We start from the raw sequence: 16,052 nt of genomic DNA, 5'->3' as shown, positions 1-16,052 counted from the left end.
ATGACTTTTATTAATCCGCAAATGGCTGGGGTAAACAACTATTTCAAGAATAATAAATTCAAAATAGACTGGATCAATACAATTATACCGGGTAATATCGGTGGTTTAGGGTCATTAGGAGCTTTTTATAAGCAAACAGACACTAAATCGTATTTCTATGGGACAATGGGACAATAATTTTAAGAACAAACAGATGAAAAGAATTTTAATATATGCTTTGCTATCCTTAGCTGTGTTTTCTGGTTGTAAAAAGAACAACGAGATCCTGGTGGATGGGGAAAGACCAGAAGAAAGAGTAGCTGAGGCACTCACAAAATACAGTGATCAACTAACAGATAGTCCTTATGGCTGGAAGGCTTATTTATATCCGGCAGGCGGAGGTGGGTTTTCATTCTATCTGAACTTTACAAAAAAGAACAGAGTGACTATGTATTCGGATCTGGATGTTGTTCCGGCAACTACAAGTATGGAAAGTTCATATCGTTTAAAGGCAAGTATGAATCCCTCACTGGTATTTGATACTTATAACTATATGCATATACTGGCTGATCCGGATCCAAAAGTATTTGGAGGATCATCAGGCTGGGGAATGTATTCTGATTTTGAGTTCAATTTTGGTGTGCAGACTGGTGATACCTTAAAATTAACCGGTAAACTGCTGGGAAGTAAGCTGGTAATGGTGAGAGCCAGTAAAGCAGAACAGGACTCGTACAATAATAAAGGCTTGATTAACTTACTGAATAGTGCAACTGGTTATATTGACAATAACAGTACATTATATACAAATGTTGATGGAGCTGTTAACATCCAGACTATCTTTGATTATTTCCAGAAAAAAATGACTTTGGTCTGGGATGATAAAGGTGTTATCAGTGCTGCAACAAGTCCGTTTGTATTCACTTTAAATGGAATTCTATTGCAGCAGGATCCTGTATCCTATAAAGGGAAGCTGTTAAGAGAATTTATCTGGGACGAGGCAACACAAACATTCTATACTACTGTTGATGGTAAAAGATTTGATATAAAATCGTCTCCAAGTCCATTATTGCCTTTAAATTCGCTTATAGGAATCAATTATTCTACGATTACTGTTCCTAATGCAACTTCATATCCTGGATGGTCTGCGGACTTTGTTACAAGAAGAGCTAAGGCAGCAGCGGGAACACTAAGCAGTGGATACAATTTAAGATTGGATAGAATGACTTTCGTATTTAATGTTAACCAGAATGCATTGGTATTAACAGCTGATGTTTACCAGACCTCAAATAAATTCCTGGCTGTTTATCCTTATACTTATACTAAAACTCCGGCAGGTGCCTATAAATTCACGCTAGGTGCAATGAATGGAAATGCTTCGTTAATTGTAGCTGCGATGGCACCACTGGTTAGTGAAAGAATTAGTGCAGATCAGTTTACCCTGGATTATTTTACAAATCCGACAACTAAACAAGTATTGGGTCAGTTCAAAAGTGTTGAACATCCTGACTTCACATTTACGGGATCGCTCCAATAAAATAACAAACCTTTGAAAAACAAATACCTAAGCTTCTCTTCTTTAACAAGAAGGGAAGCTTTTTTATTTAGCTCTTTACTTTAGGCGATACTATGTGGGGATTTATTTAAGGGGCGGGGAAAGTAATTCCCTATTTGGGCACTTTTTTCCCCTTATACGATGTATTTAAACCTGCCTGGAAATTGGTATATCGTTTTGAATTAATGAGAAGCGGACTTTTGGGTCCTTATAATTTCATATAACTGAATTATCTTCTTCTGCTGATCGTTGTACCTTTCACTCAGATCATCTAACTGTTTTTTTACATCCGGATACTGTTCGTCCTGGGAGTCTTTTTCTCCTATGCGTAGCATGTCAATTATCGAAACACCGTATATATCAGCTATTTGCTGAACTTTATAGAACGATACGTCAGTTATTCCAGTCTCTATTTTAGAGTAGGCGGTAACAGATATACCCAATTGATCGGCTACAATTTTCTGGCTAATGCAATGCGTATTACGAATTGCTCTGAGCTTTTTTCCAATATTTTGAATCATTTGTTATAGATTTTAATGGGGATAAGAAAATGATGTTTTTCAAAAAAATATTTTTGTTACATGAAATGTTGCAAAATAAAGGCCAAGGGAAAAGTCTTTGTGTATCAAAATTGTTTCGTGGAATTTTATACTTCCCTAATACATGGAAAAAGTGGGAATTATGATAAGAAAGGAGTCATTTACATGAGTTTTTGATAGGAGGTGGATTAATCAGTTCTGTTTGATTAATCTATAGCCAGCAGAAGAGAAGGGTGTTGTGTGTTTTAGGGAACTGATACTAATATTAATCCTAATGATATTGTGTGAATGTTAAATTACTATTTATGAAAAAAATAAATGAGCCTGCGTCTTAAAATGATGATGCAGGCTCATATAGCTTAGTTTAAGGATCTAAGGGGTCAAGACTATCCATTTGCAGAGATTCAAGGTTTGGAGAAAACTCAATATCAAATTCATTTAACCTTTTAAGATTAAGGAAGGGGATGTATTTAAGATAGTCATGATTTGTTTTTTTGAAGGAGTCGTCCATAATATAATCAGCCTGGAATACGCTTGTACTGCATAAAGCTGTCCTGGAGAAGGGGATTCCCTGTTTTGCCATAATACGGGCTGCATTTCTGAAATTAGTCGTGGTGTGGCGTGCATGAGGTTCTATGATGATGGCAGCTTCAGGAACCAGGCAAACTTCCATGAGATATCTCTTCATTTCAACGGCTTCATTATATGGGGTTTGAAACGGATGTACGTTACCACCCGAAACAATTATAAAAGGAGCCAGTTTCCGGTTATACCGGTCTGCCCCCGACTGACATCTGTATTTATTATTGGGGCTGATCGGCATGCCGTTTTCAGGACCTTCTCCGGGAATCAGAATAATAATTGAATATGGATAGTCTTTCCATTGTGTTTGCGCTATGTTTTGATAAGCTTTTTTGTTTTGAAGCTGAAGGGGTTCGTATCTGGCAGCTTCACCTCTGTTATTGATGAAAAGAAGCTGTTCGCATAGTTCCAGATTGGGTTGAAAGAACAAGGTCATTGCGGGGATCTTTTGATTCACCTGTGCAAACATTTCCTTTAGGGTAGTTTGGTAAACGTTTCCTTTGGATGGGTAGCTTACAGAGTCTATTTTTGGATATCTGAAGCCTTTGTTTTCAGTATAAGCTTTAATTATATAGTTCATACCTGCAGCTGCATCCTTCCATGCCTGTATCAGAAGCTCTTCGTCGCTTTTATGCTGATATAACTGAAAATAACCGGAAGGGCGTAAATCATTTCGGACCAGCTTTAGTATTGCCGGATGTTTTTCGCTGAGTTTTTTTAACTGATCTGAGATCAGATCAATTTCGGCTGGATCTAGATAAAGATCCCTGGCTAAACATGAGGGACAGCTTTTTGTACTGTTTTTGATTTTTGTAATCTGCTTGTTCCTGATGCTTTGCAATAGTGTGTCGGCAGTTATAATTGCTTTGATTTCAGGAACCTGTTCAAAAAGGGTAAGGAGATAGAAGTTTTTATCCTGTATCAGAGAGTTGCTTTTTTTATATTGATAAGCTGGATCAAATTGTTTTTGCTGCGCGTTTGCAAATGAAAAGCAAAAACAAAAGATGATCAGCCAGGTGTTTTTAAATGACATATAGCTCTTTAATTAAACCGGGGAACCTTATTAACAGACTCCCCGGTTATGTTTTGATTAATAATTCGGATTTTGCTTTAATGCACCCTTGCTCAAATCAATTTCATTTTGAGGAATTGGCTGATATTCATTTTTACCTGCTATAAAAGTTGCTATAGATAGAAAGCTCCTTTTCGTTTTTTCAACCGCAAAATAAGTATTCAGCACATTTGCTGCATCACCCCATCTTACCAGGTCAAAAAAGCGGTGGCCTTCTAAAGAGAATTCTAATCGTCTTTCTTGTTTCAGTGCGGTAATCGCCTGGGTGTAATTGGTGAAAGAACTGGTATATTCTTCGATTTTATAGTTTGCAGCATCACCTCCTGTTAGTTTTTGAACTTTTTTACCATCCCTTGCCCTGCGACGGATTTGATTAATAAGCTGACGGCCGGTTTCTAAATCGCCGGTTTCAATTGCCGCTTCTGCTTTCCATAATAATATATCTGCATAACGGATAATATAATAGTTGAGGTCATTGGTATATGGATTAACTCTGAGCCAATGTGCACCCAGTGGTGAAACTAATCGTTTCTTTAAACTAAATGGGCCATAGGTTGCAACATCTCTTACCCATGCAGTAGTGTAGGCTTCGGGCAAATCAAGGAAAGGAATTCCCTGACGGGCGATACTGTGATCCAGTCTTGGGTCTACGTTATCGGTTGGAGCTACATCAATATTATCGCCCGCTGGCAAACCGAGGGTGTTTTTGTTTTATAACTGTTAACCAGGTTTTGTGAAGGTCTTAAAAAACCATATTGTGCACCTGGCCAGTAAGGACCGCCAATAGGAAATAACCGGTCACCGATTGAGCCATTATAACTATTGGTAGAGCCATCATTGATCGAGTTTTGTACCGCGAATATAATTTCTCTGCTGTTATCATTTTCCGGAAGAAAAGTATCAGCGAAATTTGCATTCAGTGAATAGCCGCCTTTTAAAATTACAGTATCGGCCGCTGCCTTAGCGTCAATCCATTTCTTCTGAAAAATATAGGCTTTACCAAGATATGCCCATGCTGAAAAACGGGTGGGGCGGCCAGGTTCTTTGGTCTGTATATTTGGTAAAATATTTATTCCTGCTTTGAAATCATCTTCTATTTTTTTCCATACCTGTTCTGAGGAAAGGGCCTCATTGGATACGTAATAATCTTCCTTTTTTTCTGCAGTCTCATCGATGTAAGGAATCTTGTTATAGATTTTTTTGAGCTCAAAAAATGACCGCGTAAAAATCTCATTTCTGCAATCCGCTGATTTCTTAAAATTTCGTCATAGCCAGTCGCTGCTTTGATCAGCTTAATTGCCTGGTTAGCCCTGTTCACTCCTTCAAAAAAAGGCCATCCATTTTCTTTGTGCATCCAGTGAGGTTGCGTCAACGGTAAAAACTTCCATTTTATGAATGTTGTTCTGATCGCCTGTTCCACCACCACCTTTATAAGCATCATCTGAAGTGACATCACCAAAGGACCAGTTGGAAGCAGGTGAATTGAATGCGTTGGAGGCCTGGTCGATTTGACCATTCAGAACACTGTAAGCTCCGATAATAACAGTTTCAACGCCGCTTTTTTCTGCAAGCTGATCTTTGGATAGTTCTCCCAGTGGCGGTGAATTCAGAAAGCTTTTTTTGCATGCTGCTGTCATCAGAACAACGAACATAGCCATATATAATATTCTTGATTTCATAATTTAAATCTTTTTAGCAATAAATTAAAAGTAAGGCTTACGCCCATTGTATAGGTTCTTGAATTTGGATAGAGGCCGCGGTCTACGCCCATATCTAAATTTCTATTGTCAGCATTGTAATTCTGCATACCGACTTCCGGATCAAGTCCTTTGTATTTAGTGAAGGTGGCAAGATTTTGTCCCTGAAGGAATACCCTGAGTTTGGCTGCATGGATTTTTTGTGCTATGGCTGCTGGTAAAGTGTAGCCGATCTGAACATTTTTAAGTCTGATATAAGCACCGCTTTCTATAAAATAACTTGACGGCCTTAATTCGTTATTGGCATCTTTTGTACTGAGTGCTGGTACGTTTGAACCTGAATTTTCTGGTGTCCATGCATTTAGAATGTTTGCACTTTTATTAAACTGATCAAAGAAGAAGTCATTATGATACTTCATGAAATTATAGATTTTATTCCCTGATACGCCCTGGAAAAATACTGAGATATCAAAGTTCTTGTAGTCTGCTTTAAGATTTAAACCGAAAAGTGAGTTTGGGATCGGGCTGCCGAGAAAAGTCCTGTCGTTTGCATCGATCACACCATCACCATTCAGGTCTGCGTAACGTAAACGTCCGATACCTTTGCCGGTTTGTGCTGGTGCTGAGGCTACTTCTTCTGCTGTTTTGAATATTCCGATCGCCTCGTGACCATAAAATGAAGCTATTGGTTGTCCTACAGAAGTTCTTTGAAGCTCCAGGCCCCTGGTCAGGTTATTATTTGCAGGGCTTGAAATATAATTGATATCACCTGTCAGCGAAGTGAGTTTGTTTTTAATAAAAGCGATGTTACCACCGATTTCATATTTAAAACTTTTATCTCTGCTGCTCAGGTAATTCGCGGCGATTTCTAAACCTTTGTTATTCATGGTTCCTCCATTAATATATGGGGCAGCTGCCTGTCCGAATACTGAAGGCTGTTTTGGTTGTACTAATAGATCTTTGGTGTTCTTATTGAAATAGTCTACTGTTAAAGTGACTCTCTCATTCCCATAATCCAAGGTCTAAGCCTATATTGGTCTGGGTAGTGGTTTCCCATTTTAACTGATTATTTCCGTAGCGTTTTTGTGCGATCCCTGGTACAAGACTGTTATTCGTTCCGCCTATATCGTAAGTGGTATTGTATAGATCCAGTCCGAAAGAGGAATAAGCCGCATAGGGTGCGATTTCCTGATTTCCTGTCTGACCCCAGCCAAAACGTAACTTCATGTTGCTGACAAAGGGATATTTATCCTTAATGAATGATTCTTCTGATAGTCTCCATCCAAGCGAAAATGCCGGGAATACCTGTGTGTTATATCCATCCGCTAATTTTGAAGAGGCATCGCGGCGAACAGTTGCTGAGAACAGGTATCTGTCGTTATAGGTGTAATTTACTTTTCCAAATAAAGAGAATAAGGTTGCTTTAATACCAGAGCCTGTATTTTTAGGAAGTCCTTGTCCTGCATCGAGGTAACGACCGTCCATAATATCCACAGGGAAATTATCCCCCGGTAAGCGGTGAAGAATTCAGAATAAAAACGAATAGCTTCTGTTCCGGCCAGGATGTCGAATTGATGTTTGTCGATTGTTTTGGTATAATTAAGCGTGTTTGACCAGGTCCAGGTTTTGGATACGTTGTTCTGAACGTTCAGGTTACTGATATTCTGGCTGGTAATTGGACCTTCATTATATTTTGGACTGAAAGAACTTTGGTTGAAAGTATTATAGTCCATTGCAAAATCAGTTTTTGCAGTCAGGCCTTTGAGTATGGTTACTTCAGCGAATACATCTCCAAGAATTCTCAAAGTTTTACCAGTGTTGTCTTTATTATAAAAGAGACTGGCTAATGGATTTCTGATATCATTTAATCCACTTACCGGGCCGGCAAAATTTCCGTAGATATCATAGACGTTGGTCATCGGGTGGGCTTTATAGGCATCACCTGTAACTCCACCAATAGCAAGATTTGAGTTCGCTCCTGTGCGTTCTGCATAAGAAACACCTATGTTTTCTCCGATTCTGATTCTGTCCAGAATGTTGTAATCTGAGTTTAACCTTACTGAATAACGTTTAAAGCCAGTATATTTTAGAATTCCATCCTGGTTAAAATAACCTGCTGAAAATGCTTGTCTGGCCTTCTCGCTGCCACTGGTCAGCATGAGGTTGTGGGACTGGACAATTGCAGTATGGTAGATCTGGTCAAACCAGTTGGTGTTTCCTGAGCGGATAGTTTTATCCGCATTTAGGAATTCAGGAATAACGGCAGTAGCTCCACTACCGTATAATGGATGGTTTGGTGCTATACCATCATTTTTTAAGGCCTGGAAATAGGTATCGCCAAATTGCTGAGAATTTAGCATTACGGGTAGGTTACTTACATTTTGTACGCCCATCATCCCGTCATATGATAATTGGGTTTTGCCTCTTGTACCTTTTTTTGTGGTAATGATAACTACACCATTAGCTGCCCGGGATCCATAAATGGAGGCTGATGATGCATCTTTTTAAAACTTGCATGGATTCGATGTCGGAGGCATTGATCATGCTGATGCCAGAGGTAGTTGGTACGCCGTCTATGATATATAGGGGGTCGTTATTTCCGATTGTACTAAAGCCACGAACTCTTACGGATACGCCTCCGCCTGGTTGTCCATCGCCGGTAACTGTTACTCCGGCTGCTTTACCTTGTAATGCCTGATCAACTCCTGCAACGGGAACTGTTTTTGCTTCACTGACATTAATGATGGATACTGATCCAGTCAGATCTTTTTTACGCTGGGTAGAATACCCGGTTACAACTACCTGGTTTAAGGTATTGGTCTGCTCCTTTAGTTTAACGAGCAGTGATGCGTTTTCTGATGCTTTAAATTGATATCCTTTAATAATGTAGGATTCAAAGCCGATGTAAGAAAAAGTAATTGAGTAGCTGTTTTGGGTGTTTAGGTTTTGGATCTTAAACAGGCCTTTGTCGTTGGACAGCGCAATTTTTCGTTCGCCTGTAGTTTCATTTTTAAATCAACGGATACTCCTGGCAAGGTTCCTCCTTTGTCACTTTCGACAATTCCGGAAATCGTGGCATTTTTTTCTTGTGCTGAACTTGTCCCGCAGAGTATAAAAAGCAGGAAGATTAATAATCCCGGCTTTTTAAAGGGGATTAGGAATTTAAGGGTAGAGTTCTCCATATAGTTTAATTTGGTTTAAAATTGGTGTTTGATTAATGGTTCTGTTTGATGATGTAGTTAATGACTCTTTTTAATGAGATAGCCGGATTTGGTTTTGATTAATTGTAGTTTATTGGTTTCTGTAATAATTTGAAGGATTCTGGTGAGGGAATCATTTTTATTAAATGATCCGGTGAAATTGTAATCTTTTAATTCGCTTTCAGGATAGGTCAGGTCTATGTGATAGGCTTTTTCTAAAGCTGTGAATACATTTTTAACGGGTTCGCGGTTAAAGGTGATACTGATTCCGTTGTGTCTGGTTAGGTTTACTGGTTGTTTTTTTACGGTTTTGATCAGCGGTGCTTCTTCGAAATGACTGACAGTTGCAGTACCTGTATTGTTATTGTAAACAAGTTCTTGTTCAGGGATTAAGTAGACAGGGCTGTGCGGCTTGTCTTTAGTCAGTGTTTTGATCACCACTTTTCCTTCATGTAGCTTTACGCTGATGGTTCCATTGTTATCAGGGGCATTGATGGTAAACTGGGTTCCCAGAGCGGTGGTAGAAATATTGCCGCTAAATACGGTAAAGGGTCTGGTTTTGTCTTTTACAACTTTGAAAAAGGCTTTTCCGGTTAATTTGACGTCTCTTTTATCTGACTGAAACTGGATGGGAAAGCTGATTTTTGAATGAGCGTAAAGTTTGACACCTGTACCATCTTTCAAGGTTAGCTCCATGACATTTGCTGTCTGATTATCTATAGATTTCCAGCTTTCCTGTGTTTTTGCAATGACTGGTATAGGTTTGTTGTTTTTATAAAATAATAAGCCTGTCCCCAATGCTAACAACAGGATCATTGCTGCAACAGCCCACTGGTAGGTCGGTTTTTTACGGGTGGCAGACTTAATGTTTGTATACATCCGCTTTGTCTGTTCATCAGACAGGGGAGCTTCTTGTGATGCTGTCAGGTTGTCCCACTCGTTTTTGCCTATATAGTGTTCTTCGGCTTCCGGATGTAATTCGAAATGTTTTAGTACTGCGGCGGCTTCTTCAGGGGAACATTTTCCTTGAAAAAAGCGAGAGATCAATTCTTCAGATATATTCATTACCAGCAATACGATTCAAAAGAAGGAAATACGTAAGCGGTATGAAAATAAATTAAAGCAGGGACTTGAGTTGTTTTAAGGCCATTGAAAGATGTTTTTCAACTGTTCTGACGGAAATAGCAAGTTTTTCTGCTATTTCTTTGTTGGTGAAACCTTCAAAACGGTTTAATAAAAGGACTTTTTTACGCATAAAGGGCAGCGTATCGATGGAGTTTGTAATCCGCTTTTTAAAGTCAAACTCCCAGTGAGGATCTGTTTGTCTGATCATCCCGGGTGTTACGTTTTCTATTAGTCTTTGTTGGTTTGCTTGTCTTCTGAGCATATCCAGCAATGTGGTACGGGCAATAGTAAAGAGCTGAGCTTCGAAAGGAATCTCTTCTTTAAGGGTGTGCCTGAAATTCCAGAGTTTTATAAATGTAAGCTGAACCAACTCTTCCGCCATATAGGCTGATTTTGTTTTCTGCAGGAAGTAGGTGTATACTTTAGCATGCCAACAACGGTAGAATTTCTCAAATACAATTTCATTACCTTGCTTTAAAGCTAGTATGAGCATTAATAATAGTTAAATTCAACGCAAATATAAAAGTTGAATATATACTTAATATTAATGAATCGCAAAATTACGGGGAACTGTGGGTTTTAGGTTTGTTTTTGTGTTTAAGACAATGACTGGTGATAAACTGCCGTTTTTGTTTAGCTGTAAAAAAGGAACTACTGTTGGTTGTTGAAAAATAATATGTATTGCCCGGTTCGATGATTAAGGGGAATAATTACAATTTTTCTGTAAAAAAATTATTTACAACTTCTGTTGAGGTGTTGATGTGGTTAATTTAAAATGATAGTAATTAATTCATGTAAATTGGTCGAGTTATTGCATTGAGGGGATCTAAGCTGATTTAAAGCTGAACTGTATTATATTCAGTACTTTTAATTCAAATCTACATATATATGATAAAAAAAAACTACTTGGTTATTATTCTTGTCATGCTCTCAACATGGGCATATTCACAAAGTAACGGTGATTATCTATATAGTGTCGGTGTTAGGGGGTACAGTTATATGCAGATGCCAAAAATAATGAACCAGACTGCTGGTAATAGTTATCTGAATAGCTATTTTAATAGTTTTATTTTTAAATTCAATGATAATCTTTTCAGCTATAGGTTGAATGGCAGCTATATGAGTAAAAATGAAAGTTTTCGCAATAATTGTGAAAACTGTGAACTCGTCAGCGGAAAAATGAAGGACTATTCTTTCAAAAAAATTGGGTTTGAAAAAAATCTGACCTATTCTAAGTTTCAACCTTATATTGCTCTTGATTTAGGATATAGATCGAATAAATTTGATGGAACGTCATCAAATATAAACCCGTTATTAAATTCGCAGGCAGATGTCGCGAGTACAGGGATTCCTGCAAACCAGGTCATAGCAACAAAAGAGGGTTTTACGATTACACCGGTTTTTGGAATAAAAATCAACCCTGTTAAAGAAATTTCTATCTTCGTGGAAAGTAATTTGGAATTCTTTTATTCCTACGAGCGGCAGGAGTCTGTGCCGCAGGATGCATCAAATGTGCGTTCTCTGGAAAAATTTCATAAAACCGAATACTTATTTAATCCTGTTTCGGTAGGTATTCAGTTTCATATTGGGAGTAAAAATTAATGAAGAGAAATATTATAGTTATAGGTGGAAGTGGCCAGCTTGGGCAATGTCTGAGTGAGGTTGTTTCAGGAAAAGAGCAATCATTTAATTATTTGTTTCTTTCTAAAGGAGATCTTGATTTTGTAAATGCGGAGGATGTTGCTCGGGTTTTTGAAAAGTATAAACCGTTATATTGTATAAATTGTGCTGCTTATACCGCTGTAGACCAGGCTGAAGAAGATTTGGATCAGGTTTTTGAAATCAATGAATTCGCAGTAAAAAGGCTTGCGGAAAATTGTATTTCCTATAATGCTACATTAATACATATCTCTACGGATTTTGTTTTTAACGGGAATTCAAGTATTCCTTTAACAGAAGATATGCATACTAGTCCTGTTAATGTTTATGGTTTGTCAAAGTTGAAAGGTGAGCAGGAGATTCAGGAAATCATGAATCAGTATTTTATAATAAGAACCAGCTGGTTATATTCTGAAAAAGCTAATAATTTTGTGAAGACAATGTTGAAGCTATCGCAAAGCAAAGATCAGCTTAATGTTATATATGATCAGATCGGGACACCAACTTATGCGATGGATCTGGCCAGGGTGATTGTATATATTATACAAAATAAGATAAACACCTATGGTCTTTACCACTATAGTAATGAAGGGGTTGCTTCCTGGTATGATTTCGCAAAAGCAGTTTTTGAATTTGCTGAGGTCGATATGAAAGTTTTGCCTGTTGCTTCTTCTGCTTTTGTGACGAAAGCAAAACGTCCTCACTATTCTGTGATGGATAAAACAAAAATTAAGGCTGTTATGGGCATTGAAATTCCTTATTGGAGAGATAGTTTGAATTTCTGCATACAAAATATATAGAGTGTTTCAATTGTGAGATATTTCTCAGTAATCAAATAATTCATTTATCTTTGACCTCTACATAAAAAAATATATTAACCAGATGAAAGTTGCCCTAATAACAGGCGTTACAGGCCAGGATGGAGCCTATCTTGCAGAATTTCTCTTAAAGAAGGGGTACTTTGTTCATGGACTGAAAAGAAGATCTTCTTTATTTAACACTGAACGAATTGATCACCTGTATCAAGATCAGCATGAACATGGGGTTAATTTTAAATTGCATTTTGGAGATCTTACTGATTCTACTAATTTGATCCGTATAATTCAGGAAACACAACCTGATGAGATTTATAATCTGGCTGCGATGAGTCATGTACAGGTAAGTTTTGAAATGCCGGAATATACTGCTAATGCTGATGGTATTGGTACTTTACGCTTGTTAGAAGCTATACGGATATTAGGATTAGAAAAGAAAACAAGAATATATCAGGCTTCTACTTCTGAACTTTATGGTTTAGTACAAGCCGTTCCTCAAAGTGAAAATACTCCCTTTTATCCAAGATCACCTTATGCCGTTGCTAAAATATATGGCTACTGGATCACCGTAAATTATAGAGAAGCATACGGAATGTTTGCTTGCAATGGAATTTTGTTTAACCATGAAAGTCCATTAAGAGGAGAAACGTTTGTTACCCGTAAAATCACAAGGGCAGCGAGCAAAATTGCTTTGGGATTGCAGAAATGTTTGTATTTAGGTATCTTTCGGCACAGAGGGATTGGGGACATGCTAAAGATTATATTGAAGCTATGTGGTTAATTCTTCAACAAGAGAAAGCTGAAGATTTTGTTATTGCTACTGGTGTAACTACTACAGTTCGTGATTTTGTAAAAATGAGTTTTGCAGAATTAGGCATAGAAATTGAGTTTAGCGGCAAAGATGAAAATGAGAAAGGTGTTATTATAGATGTTGATCAGGAACTTGTTCTGTCTTTGGGTTTAAACGATACTTACTTAAAACCAGGAACGACCGTTGTTAGTGTAGATCCTAAATATTTCAGACCTACTGAGGTTGATTTGTTATTAGGGGATCCTACAAAATCTAAAACACAGTTAGGTTGGGAACCAAAATATGATTTGCCTATGCTGGTTAAAGAAATGGTTCATTCTGATTTACAACTAATGAAAAAGGATGAATATTTGAAAGATGGCGGTTTTAATACACTGAATCGTTTCGAATAAGTATAAAAAATATTATTACAGGTTACCCTTATGAATTTAAAAAAAATAATAGCTGCGTTACTATTTTTCTTTTGCCTGATACTTTCTCAGAGTACTTATGCTCAAACAAATTATTCTGATGTAAAAGTTGACGAGCTAACAGATGCACAGGTTAGACAATTAATGCAACGTGCAGAATCAGTTGGCTATAATGATGTGCAATTAGAACAAATGGCGTCTGCGCAGGGAATGAAGCCAGGTGAAGTTGCCAAGCTAAGAATTCGTGTAGCGAAAATAAGAAAGGGTAATAGCGCGGATAATAAAATAGGAAATCAGGAGGTTACTGAAGATTTTTCAGAAAGAACTTATGATACCTCAGATTCAACGAGTAATAAAAGTCGTAATTCATCAAATAAAGCTGGGCTAAAAGATGCTTTCGGGAATCTGATTCCTAAAATTTTTGGTGCCGAATTGTTTAGGAATAATGATATAAAGTTTGAGCCTAACATGAGAATGGCTACACCTAAAAATTATGTATGTAATCGGTCCTGATGATCAGCTGTTAATTGATTTATCAGGTGATAACGAAGCAAACTATAAGCTGCAGGTTAGTCCTGAGGGAACCATTCGTCTGCAATATGTAGGTTTAATTTCTGTTGGTGGCTTATCTATTGAGCAGGCTACTTCTAAAATCCGGTCAGCGATGTCAGGAACTTATCCAAGTTTAAAAAATGGCAGAACCAATTTAAATATTAATCTGGGTAACATAAGAAGTATTAAAATTACATTGCTGGGTGAAGTTGTTAAACCAGGATCTTATACCCTGTCTTCATTATCTACCGTTTTTAATGCACTGAATGCTTCTGGAGGACCTAATGAAAATGGATCGTTCAGAAAGATACAGGTTATCCGTAATAATAAAGTTATATCAACTATAGATGTTTATAGTTTCCTTTTAAAAGGAATACAGACCGGGAACATTCGTCTTCAGGATCAGGATGTAATTAATATCCCGGTTTATCAGACAAGAGTTGAGATGTCTGGTGAAGTTAAAAGACCGGCCCTTTATGAGGTTTTAAGTAATGAGTCCCTGGAGGATGTTATTAATTTCGCAGGAGGCTTTTCAAATAAAGCATATACAGCTAAAATCAAAGTCCTACAGAACACGAATAAGGAAAGACGGATTACTGATATAAATGCAGATGATTTTAATAAATATAGCCCTTTAAATGGTGATAAATATTTGATAGAGACTATTTTAGATCGCTTTGCTAATAGAGTGGAGATTGTTGGTGCTGTATTCCGCCCGGGACAATTTGAACTGGAAAAGGGATTGACATTGAAACAATTAATTCAAAAAGCGGATGGATTGAAGGAAGATGCGTTCTTGAATAGAGGTTATATTTCCAGATTAAATTCGGACAATAGTTTGGCTTTGTTATCATTTGATGTAGATAAGGTTCTAAAAGGAACTGAGCAGGATATTCCATTAAGAAGAGAAGATAAGGTAACAATATCTTCGATTTTTGATTTAAGAGAAGAGTATAAGGTAGATATTAAAGGTGAAGTAAGATCTCCGGGGGTTTTTGATTATGCGGAAGGAATGACCTTAGAAGCACTGATTCAAATGGCTGGTGGTTTTAAAGAAGGTGCTACGCCAACCAGGATTGAAATTGCGAGAAGAATAAAGAATAGTGATGCGAATTCAATCTCAGCAAAAACAGCAGAAATATTAAATGTAAATATCTCAAGAGATCTGAAACTTCAGGATACAACTTTTGTATTACAGCCATTTGATATTATATCTGTCAGAAGTTCTGAGGGTTATCAGGTGCAACAACAGGTTAGGATTGAAGGAGAGGTACTTTATCCTGGTATCTATACGATTACCAGAAAAGATGAGCGTATTTCTGATGTAATTAAAAGAGCAGGAGGTCTGACTGTACTCTCTTTTGCTGAAGGAGCATCATTAAAAAGACCTGGTCCGATAAGTAAAGAGGAAGTGGCAAAAGATGAAAAAGGGAAAATATTAAACGGTAAGTGTTAGCACCTCAAATAAGAACGCTATTGATAAGCAGGAAGAAGAAATGCAGAAGATGGCGAACTTGAAAAGATTACAGGGAGTTGGGGTACAGGATACCGCACAGCTGATTCAGGAAGTTAGAATATTAGGTAGCGATTTAGTTGGAATAGACATGGTGAAAATATTGAAAGATCCTAATTCGAAATATGATTTATTACTAGAAGATGGAGATGTCATCAGAGTGCCTAAACAATTGCAGACTGTTAAGGTAACCGGAGAAGTATTAAGGCCAACAAATATTGTTTATAGTCCAAATAAAAGTATGAAACAGTATATTAATGGTGCTGGTGGATTTACTTATAACGCGAATAAAAAAAGTGCATATATTCAATATGCAAATGGTTCTGTAGATGCAGGAAGCAAATTCCTGTTCTTCAATAACTACCCACGCGTTAAGCCTGGTGCTGAAATTTTTGTGCCTAAACGTGCTCCAAGAGAGAAGTTTGGAGTTGCAGGTATAGCGGCTGTGTCAGCTGCCTTATCAGGGTTGATTACAGCATTAGTCTTAATCTTACGTTAATAGTTATATTAAGGCTAATTCTAGCTGATAATTAATTTAATATAAAG

At 37.4% G+C, this 16,052-nt stretch carries 16 protein-coding genes and 2 pseudogenes; 6 read left to right on the top strand and 12 right to left on the bottom strand.

Annotated features, from left to right (window positions below; translation table 11 throughout):
* A complete protein-coding gene (locus ACWYN3_RS25660; protein ID WP_456216917.1) occupies positions 1-177 on the top strand; it encodes a hypothetical protein in 177 nt (58 codons plus the stop codon).
* A 16-nt stretch (positions 178-193) separates the two neighbouring features.
* Positions 194-1,513 carry a DUF4302 domain-containing protein gene (locus tag ACWYN3_RS25655; RefSeq protein WP_456216916.1) on the top strand — a complete coding sequence of 440 codons (1,320 nt, stop codon included), beginning with the start codon at positions 194-196 and terminating at the stop codon, positions 1,511-1,513.
* 200 nt (positions 1,514-1,713) lie between these two features.
* Here the strand turns inward: ACWYN3_RS25655 and ACWYN3_RS25650 are convergent, their stop codons facing one another.
* The 12 genes from ACWYN3_RS25650 to ACWYN3_RS25595 form a co-directional block, all read right to left on the bottom strand.
* Positions 1,714-2,052 (bottom strand): helix-turn-helix domain-containing protein, encoded by a 339-nt coding sequence (locus ACWYN3_RS25650; protein ID WP_456216915.1) that lies wholly within the window; start codon positions 2,050-2,052, stop codon positions 1,714-1,716.
* 382 nt (positions 2,053-2,434) lie between these two features.
* On the bottom strand, positions 2,435-3,685 hold the full coding sequence (locus tag ACWYN3_RS25645) for a YdcF family protein (protein WP_456216914.1): 1,251 nt from the start codon (positions 3,683-3,685) through the stop codon (positions 2,435-2,437).
* A gap of 57 nt (positions 3,686-3,742) precedes the next feature.
* Positions 3,743-4,417 (bottom strand): RagB/SusD family nutrient uptake outer membrane protein, encoded by a 675-nt coding sequence (locus ACWYN3_RS25640; protein ID WP_456216913.1) that lies wholly within the window; start codon positions 4,415-4,417, stop codon positions 3,743-3,745.
* A complete protein-coding gene (locus ACWYN3_RS25635) occupies positions 4,390-4,953 on the bottom strand; it encodes a RagB/SusD family nutrient uptake outer membrane protein (protein WP_456223152.1) in 564 nt (187 codons plus the stop codon). The genes ACWYN3_RS25640 and ACWYN3_RS25635 overlap by 28 nt, the downstream gene beginning before the upstream one ends.
* 93 nt (positions 4,954-5,046) lie before the next feature.
* Entirely contained in the window at positions 5,047-5,403 is a 357-nt protein-coding gene (locus tag ACWYN3_RS25630; RefSeq protein WP_456216912.1) for a hypothetical protein, read from the bottom strand.
* Positions 5,400-6,440: a TonB-dependent receptor domain-containing protein gene (locus tag ACWYN3_RS25625; protein WP_456216911.1), complete on the bottom strand. Its 1,041-nt coding sequence runs from the start codon at positions 6,438-6,440 to the stop codon at positions 5,400-5,402. Before ACWYN3_RS25625 ends, ACWYN3_RS25630 begins: the two co-directional genes overlap by 4 nt.
* The gene (locus tag ACWYN3_RS25620; protein ID WP_456216910.1) at positions 6,424-6,906 is read right to left on the bottom strand and encodes a TonB-dependent receptor domain-containing protein; all 483 of its coding nucleotides are present in this window, start codon (positions 6,904-6,906) and stop codon (positions 6,424-6,426) included. Before ACWYN3_RS25620 ends, ACWYN3_RS25625 begins: the two co-directional genes overlap by 17 nt.
* The gene (locus tag ACWYN3_RS25615; RefSeq protein ID WP_456216909.1) at positions 6,813-7,817 is read right to left on the bottom strand and encodes a hypothetical protein; all 1,005 of its coding nucleotides are present in this window, start codon (positions 7,815-7,817) and stop codon (positions 6,813-6,815) included. The genes ACWYN3_RS25620 and ACWYN3_RS25615 overlap by 94 nt, the downstream gene beginning before the upstream one ends.
* A gap of 64 nt (positions 7,818-7,881) precedes the next feature.
* Positions 7,882-8,373 (bottom strand): TonB-dependent receptor plug domain-containing protein, encoded by a 492-nt coding sequence (locus tag ACWYN3_RS25610; RefSeq protein ID WP_456223151.1) that lies wholly within the window; start codon positions 8,371-8,373, stop codon positions 7,882-7,884.
* Entirely contained in the window at positions 8,361-8,603 is a 243-nt protein-coding gene (locus ACWYN3_RS25605) for a hypothetical protein (protein ID WP_456216908.1), read from the bottom strand. Before ACWYN3_RS25605 ends, ACWYN3_RS25610 begins: the two co-directional genes overlap by 13 nt.
* A gap of 57 nt (positions 8,604-8,660) precedes the next feature.
* A complete protein-coding gene (locus ACWYN3_RS25600) occupies positions 8,661-9,686 on the bottom strand; it encodes a FecR domain-containing protein (protein ID WP_456216907.1) in 1,026 nt (341 codons plus the stop codon).
* A gap of 52 nt (positions 9,687-9,738) precedes the next feature.
* Positions 9,739-10,239, bottom strand: coding sequence for a sigma-70 family RNA polymerase sigma factor (locus ACWYN3_RS25595; RefSeq protein WP_456216906.1), 501 nt, complete (start codon positions 10,237-10,239; stop codon positions 9,739-9,741).
* A gap of 395 nt (positions 10,240-10,634) precedes the next feature.
* Here ACWYN3_RS25595 and ACWYN3_RS25590 point away from each other — a divergent pair, with 395 nt between their 5' ends.
* From ACWYN3_RS25590 to ACWYN3_RS25575, 4 genes and pseudogenes are all read left to right on the top strand, one after another.
* Complete coding sequence (locus tag ACWYN3_RS25590) at positions 10,635-11,348, top strand: hypothetical protein (RefSeq protein ID WP_456216905.1); 714 nt, start codon at positions 10,635-10,637, stop codon at positions 11,346-11,348.
* On the top strand, positions 11,348-12,205 hold the full coding sequence (gene rfbD / locus ACWYN3_RS25585) for a dTDP-4-dehydrorhamnose reductase (RefSeq protein ID WP_456216904.1): 858 nt from the start codon (positions 11,348-11,350) through the stop codon (positions 12,203-12,205). Before ACWYN3_RS25590 ends, rfbD begins: the two co-directional genes overlap by 1 nt.
* A gap of 82 nt (positions 12,206-12,287) precedes the next feature.
* Positions 12,288-13,423, top strand: a pseudogene (gmd, locus tag ACWYN3_RS25580) (GDP-mannose 4,6-dehydratase).
* A 30-nt stretch (positions 13,424-13,453) separates the two neighbouring features.
* Positions 13,454-16,005 (top strand): annotated as a pseudogene (locus tag ACWYN3_RS25575) (SLBB domain-containing protein).
* Positions 16,006-16,052: the final 47 nt, after the last annotated feature.

The organism is Pedobacter sp. NJ-S-72, from assembly GCF_053890575.1.
The sequence above is the reverse complement of the archived record's forward strand: the minus strand, read 5'-3'. Positions and strand labels throughout refer to the sequence as shown.

Excerpts from the sequence above, each read along its gene's own strand:
- ACWYN3_RS25615 (WP_456216909.1), bottom strand. The coding sequence starts at position 7,817 with ATGATGGGCGTACAAAATGTAAGTAACCTACCCGTAATGCTAAATTCT.
- ACWYN3_RS25620 (WP_456216910.1), bottom strand. The coding sequence starts at position 6,906 with ATGGACGGTCGTTACCTCGATGCAGGACAAGGACTTCCTAAAAATACA.
- ACWYN3_RS25645 (WP_456216914.1), bottom strand. The coding sequence starts at position 3,685 with ATGTCATTTAAAAACACCTGGCTGATCATCTTTTGTTTTTGCTTTTCA.
- ACWYN3_RS25630 (WP_456216912.1), bottom strand. The coding sequence starts at position 5,403 with ATGAAATCAAGAATATTATATATGGCTATGTTCGTTGTTCTGATGACA.
- ACWYN3_RS25595 (WP_456216906.1), bottom strand. The coding sequence starts at position 10,239 with ATGCTCATACTAGCTTTAAAGCAAGGTAATGAAATTGTATTTGAGAAA.
- ACWYN3_RS25590 (WP_456216905.1), top strand. The coding sequence starts at position 10,635 with ATGATAAAAAAAAACTACTTGGTTATTATTCTTGTCATGCTCTCAACA.
- ACWYN3_RS25660 (WP_456216917.1), top strand. The coding sequence starts at position 1 with ATGACTTTTATTAATCCGCAAATGGCTGGGGTAAACAACTATTTCAAG.
- ACWYN3_RS25600 (WP_456216907.1), bottom strand. The coding sequence starts at position 9,686 with ATGAATATATCTGAAGAATTGATCTCTCGCTTTTTTCAAGGAAAATGT.
- ACWYN3_RS25605 (WP_456216908.1), bottom strand. The coding sequence starts at position 8,603 with ATGGAGAACTCTACCCTTAAATTCCTAATCCCCTTTAAAAAGCCGGGA.
- ACWYN3_RS25650 (WP_456216915.1), bottom strand. The coding sequence starts at position 2,052 with ATGATTCAAAATATTGGAAAAAAGCTCAGAGCAATTCGTAATACGCAT.
- ACWYN3_RS25655 (WP_456216916.1), top strand. The coding sequence starts at position 194 with ATGAAAAGAATTTTAATATATGCTTTGCTATCCTTAGCTGTGTTTTCT.
- rfbD (WP_456216904.1), top strand. The coding sequence starts at position 11,348 with ATGAAGAGAAATATTATAGTTATAGGTGGAAGTGGCCAGCTTGGGCAA.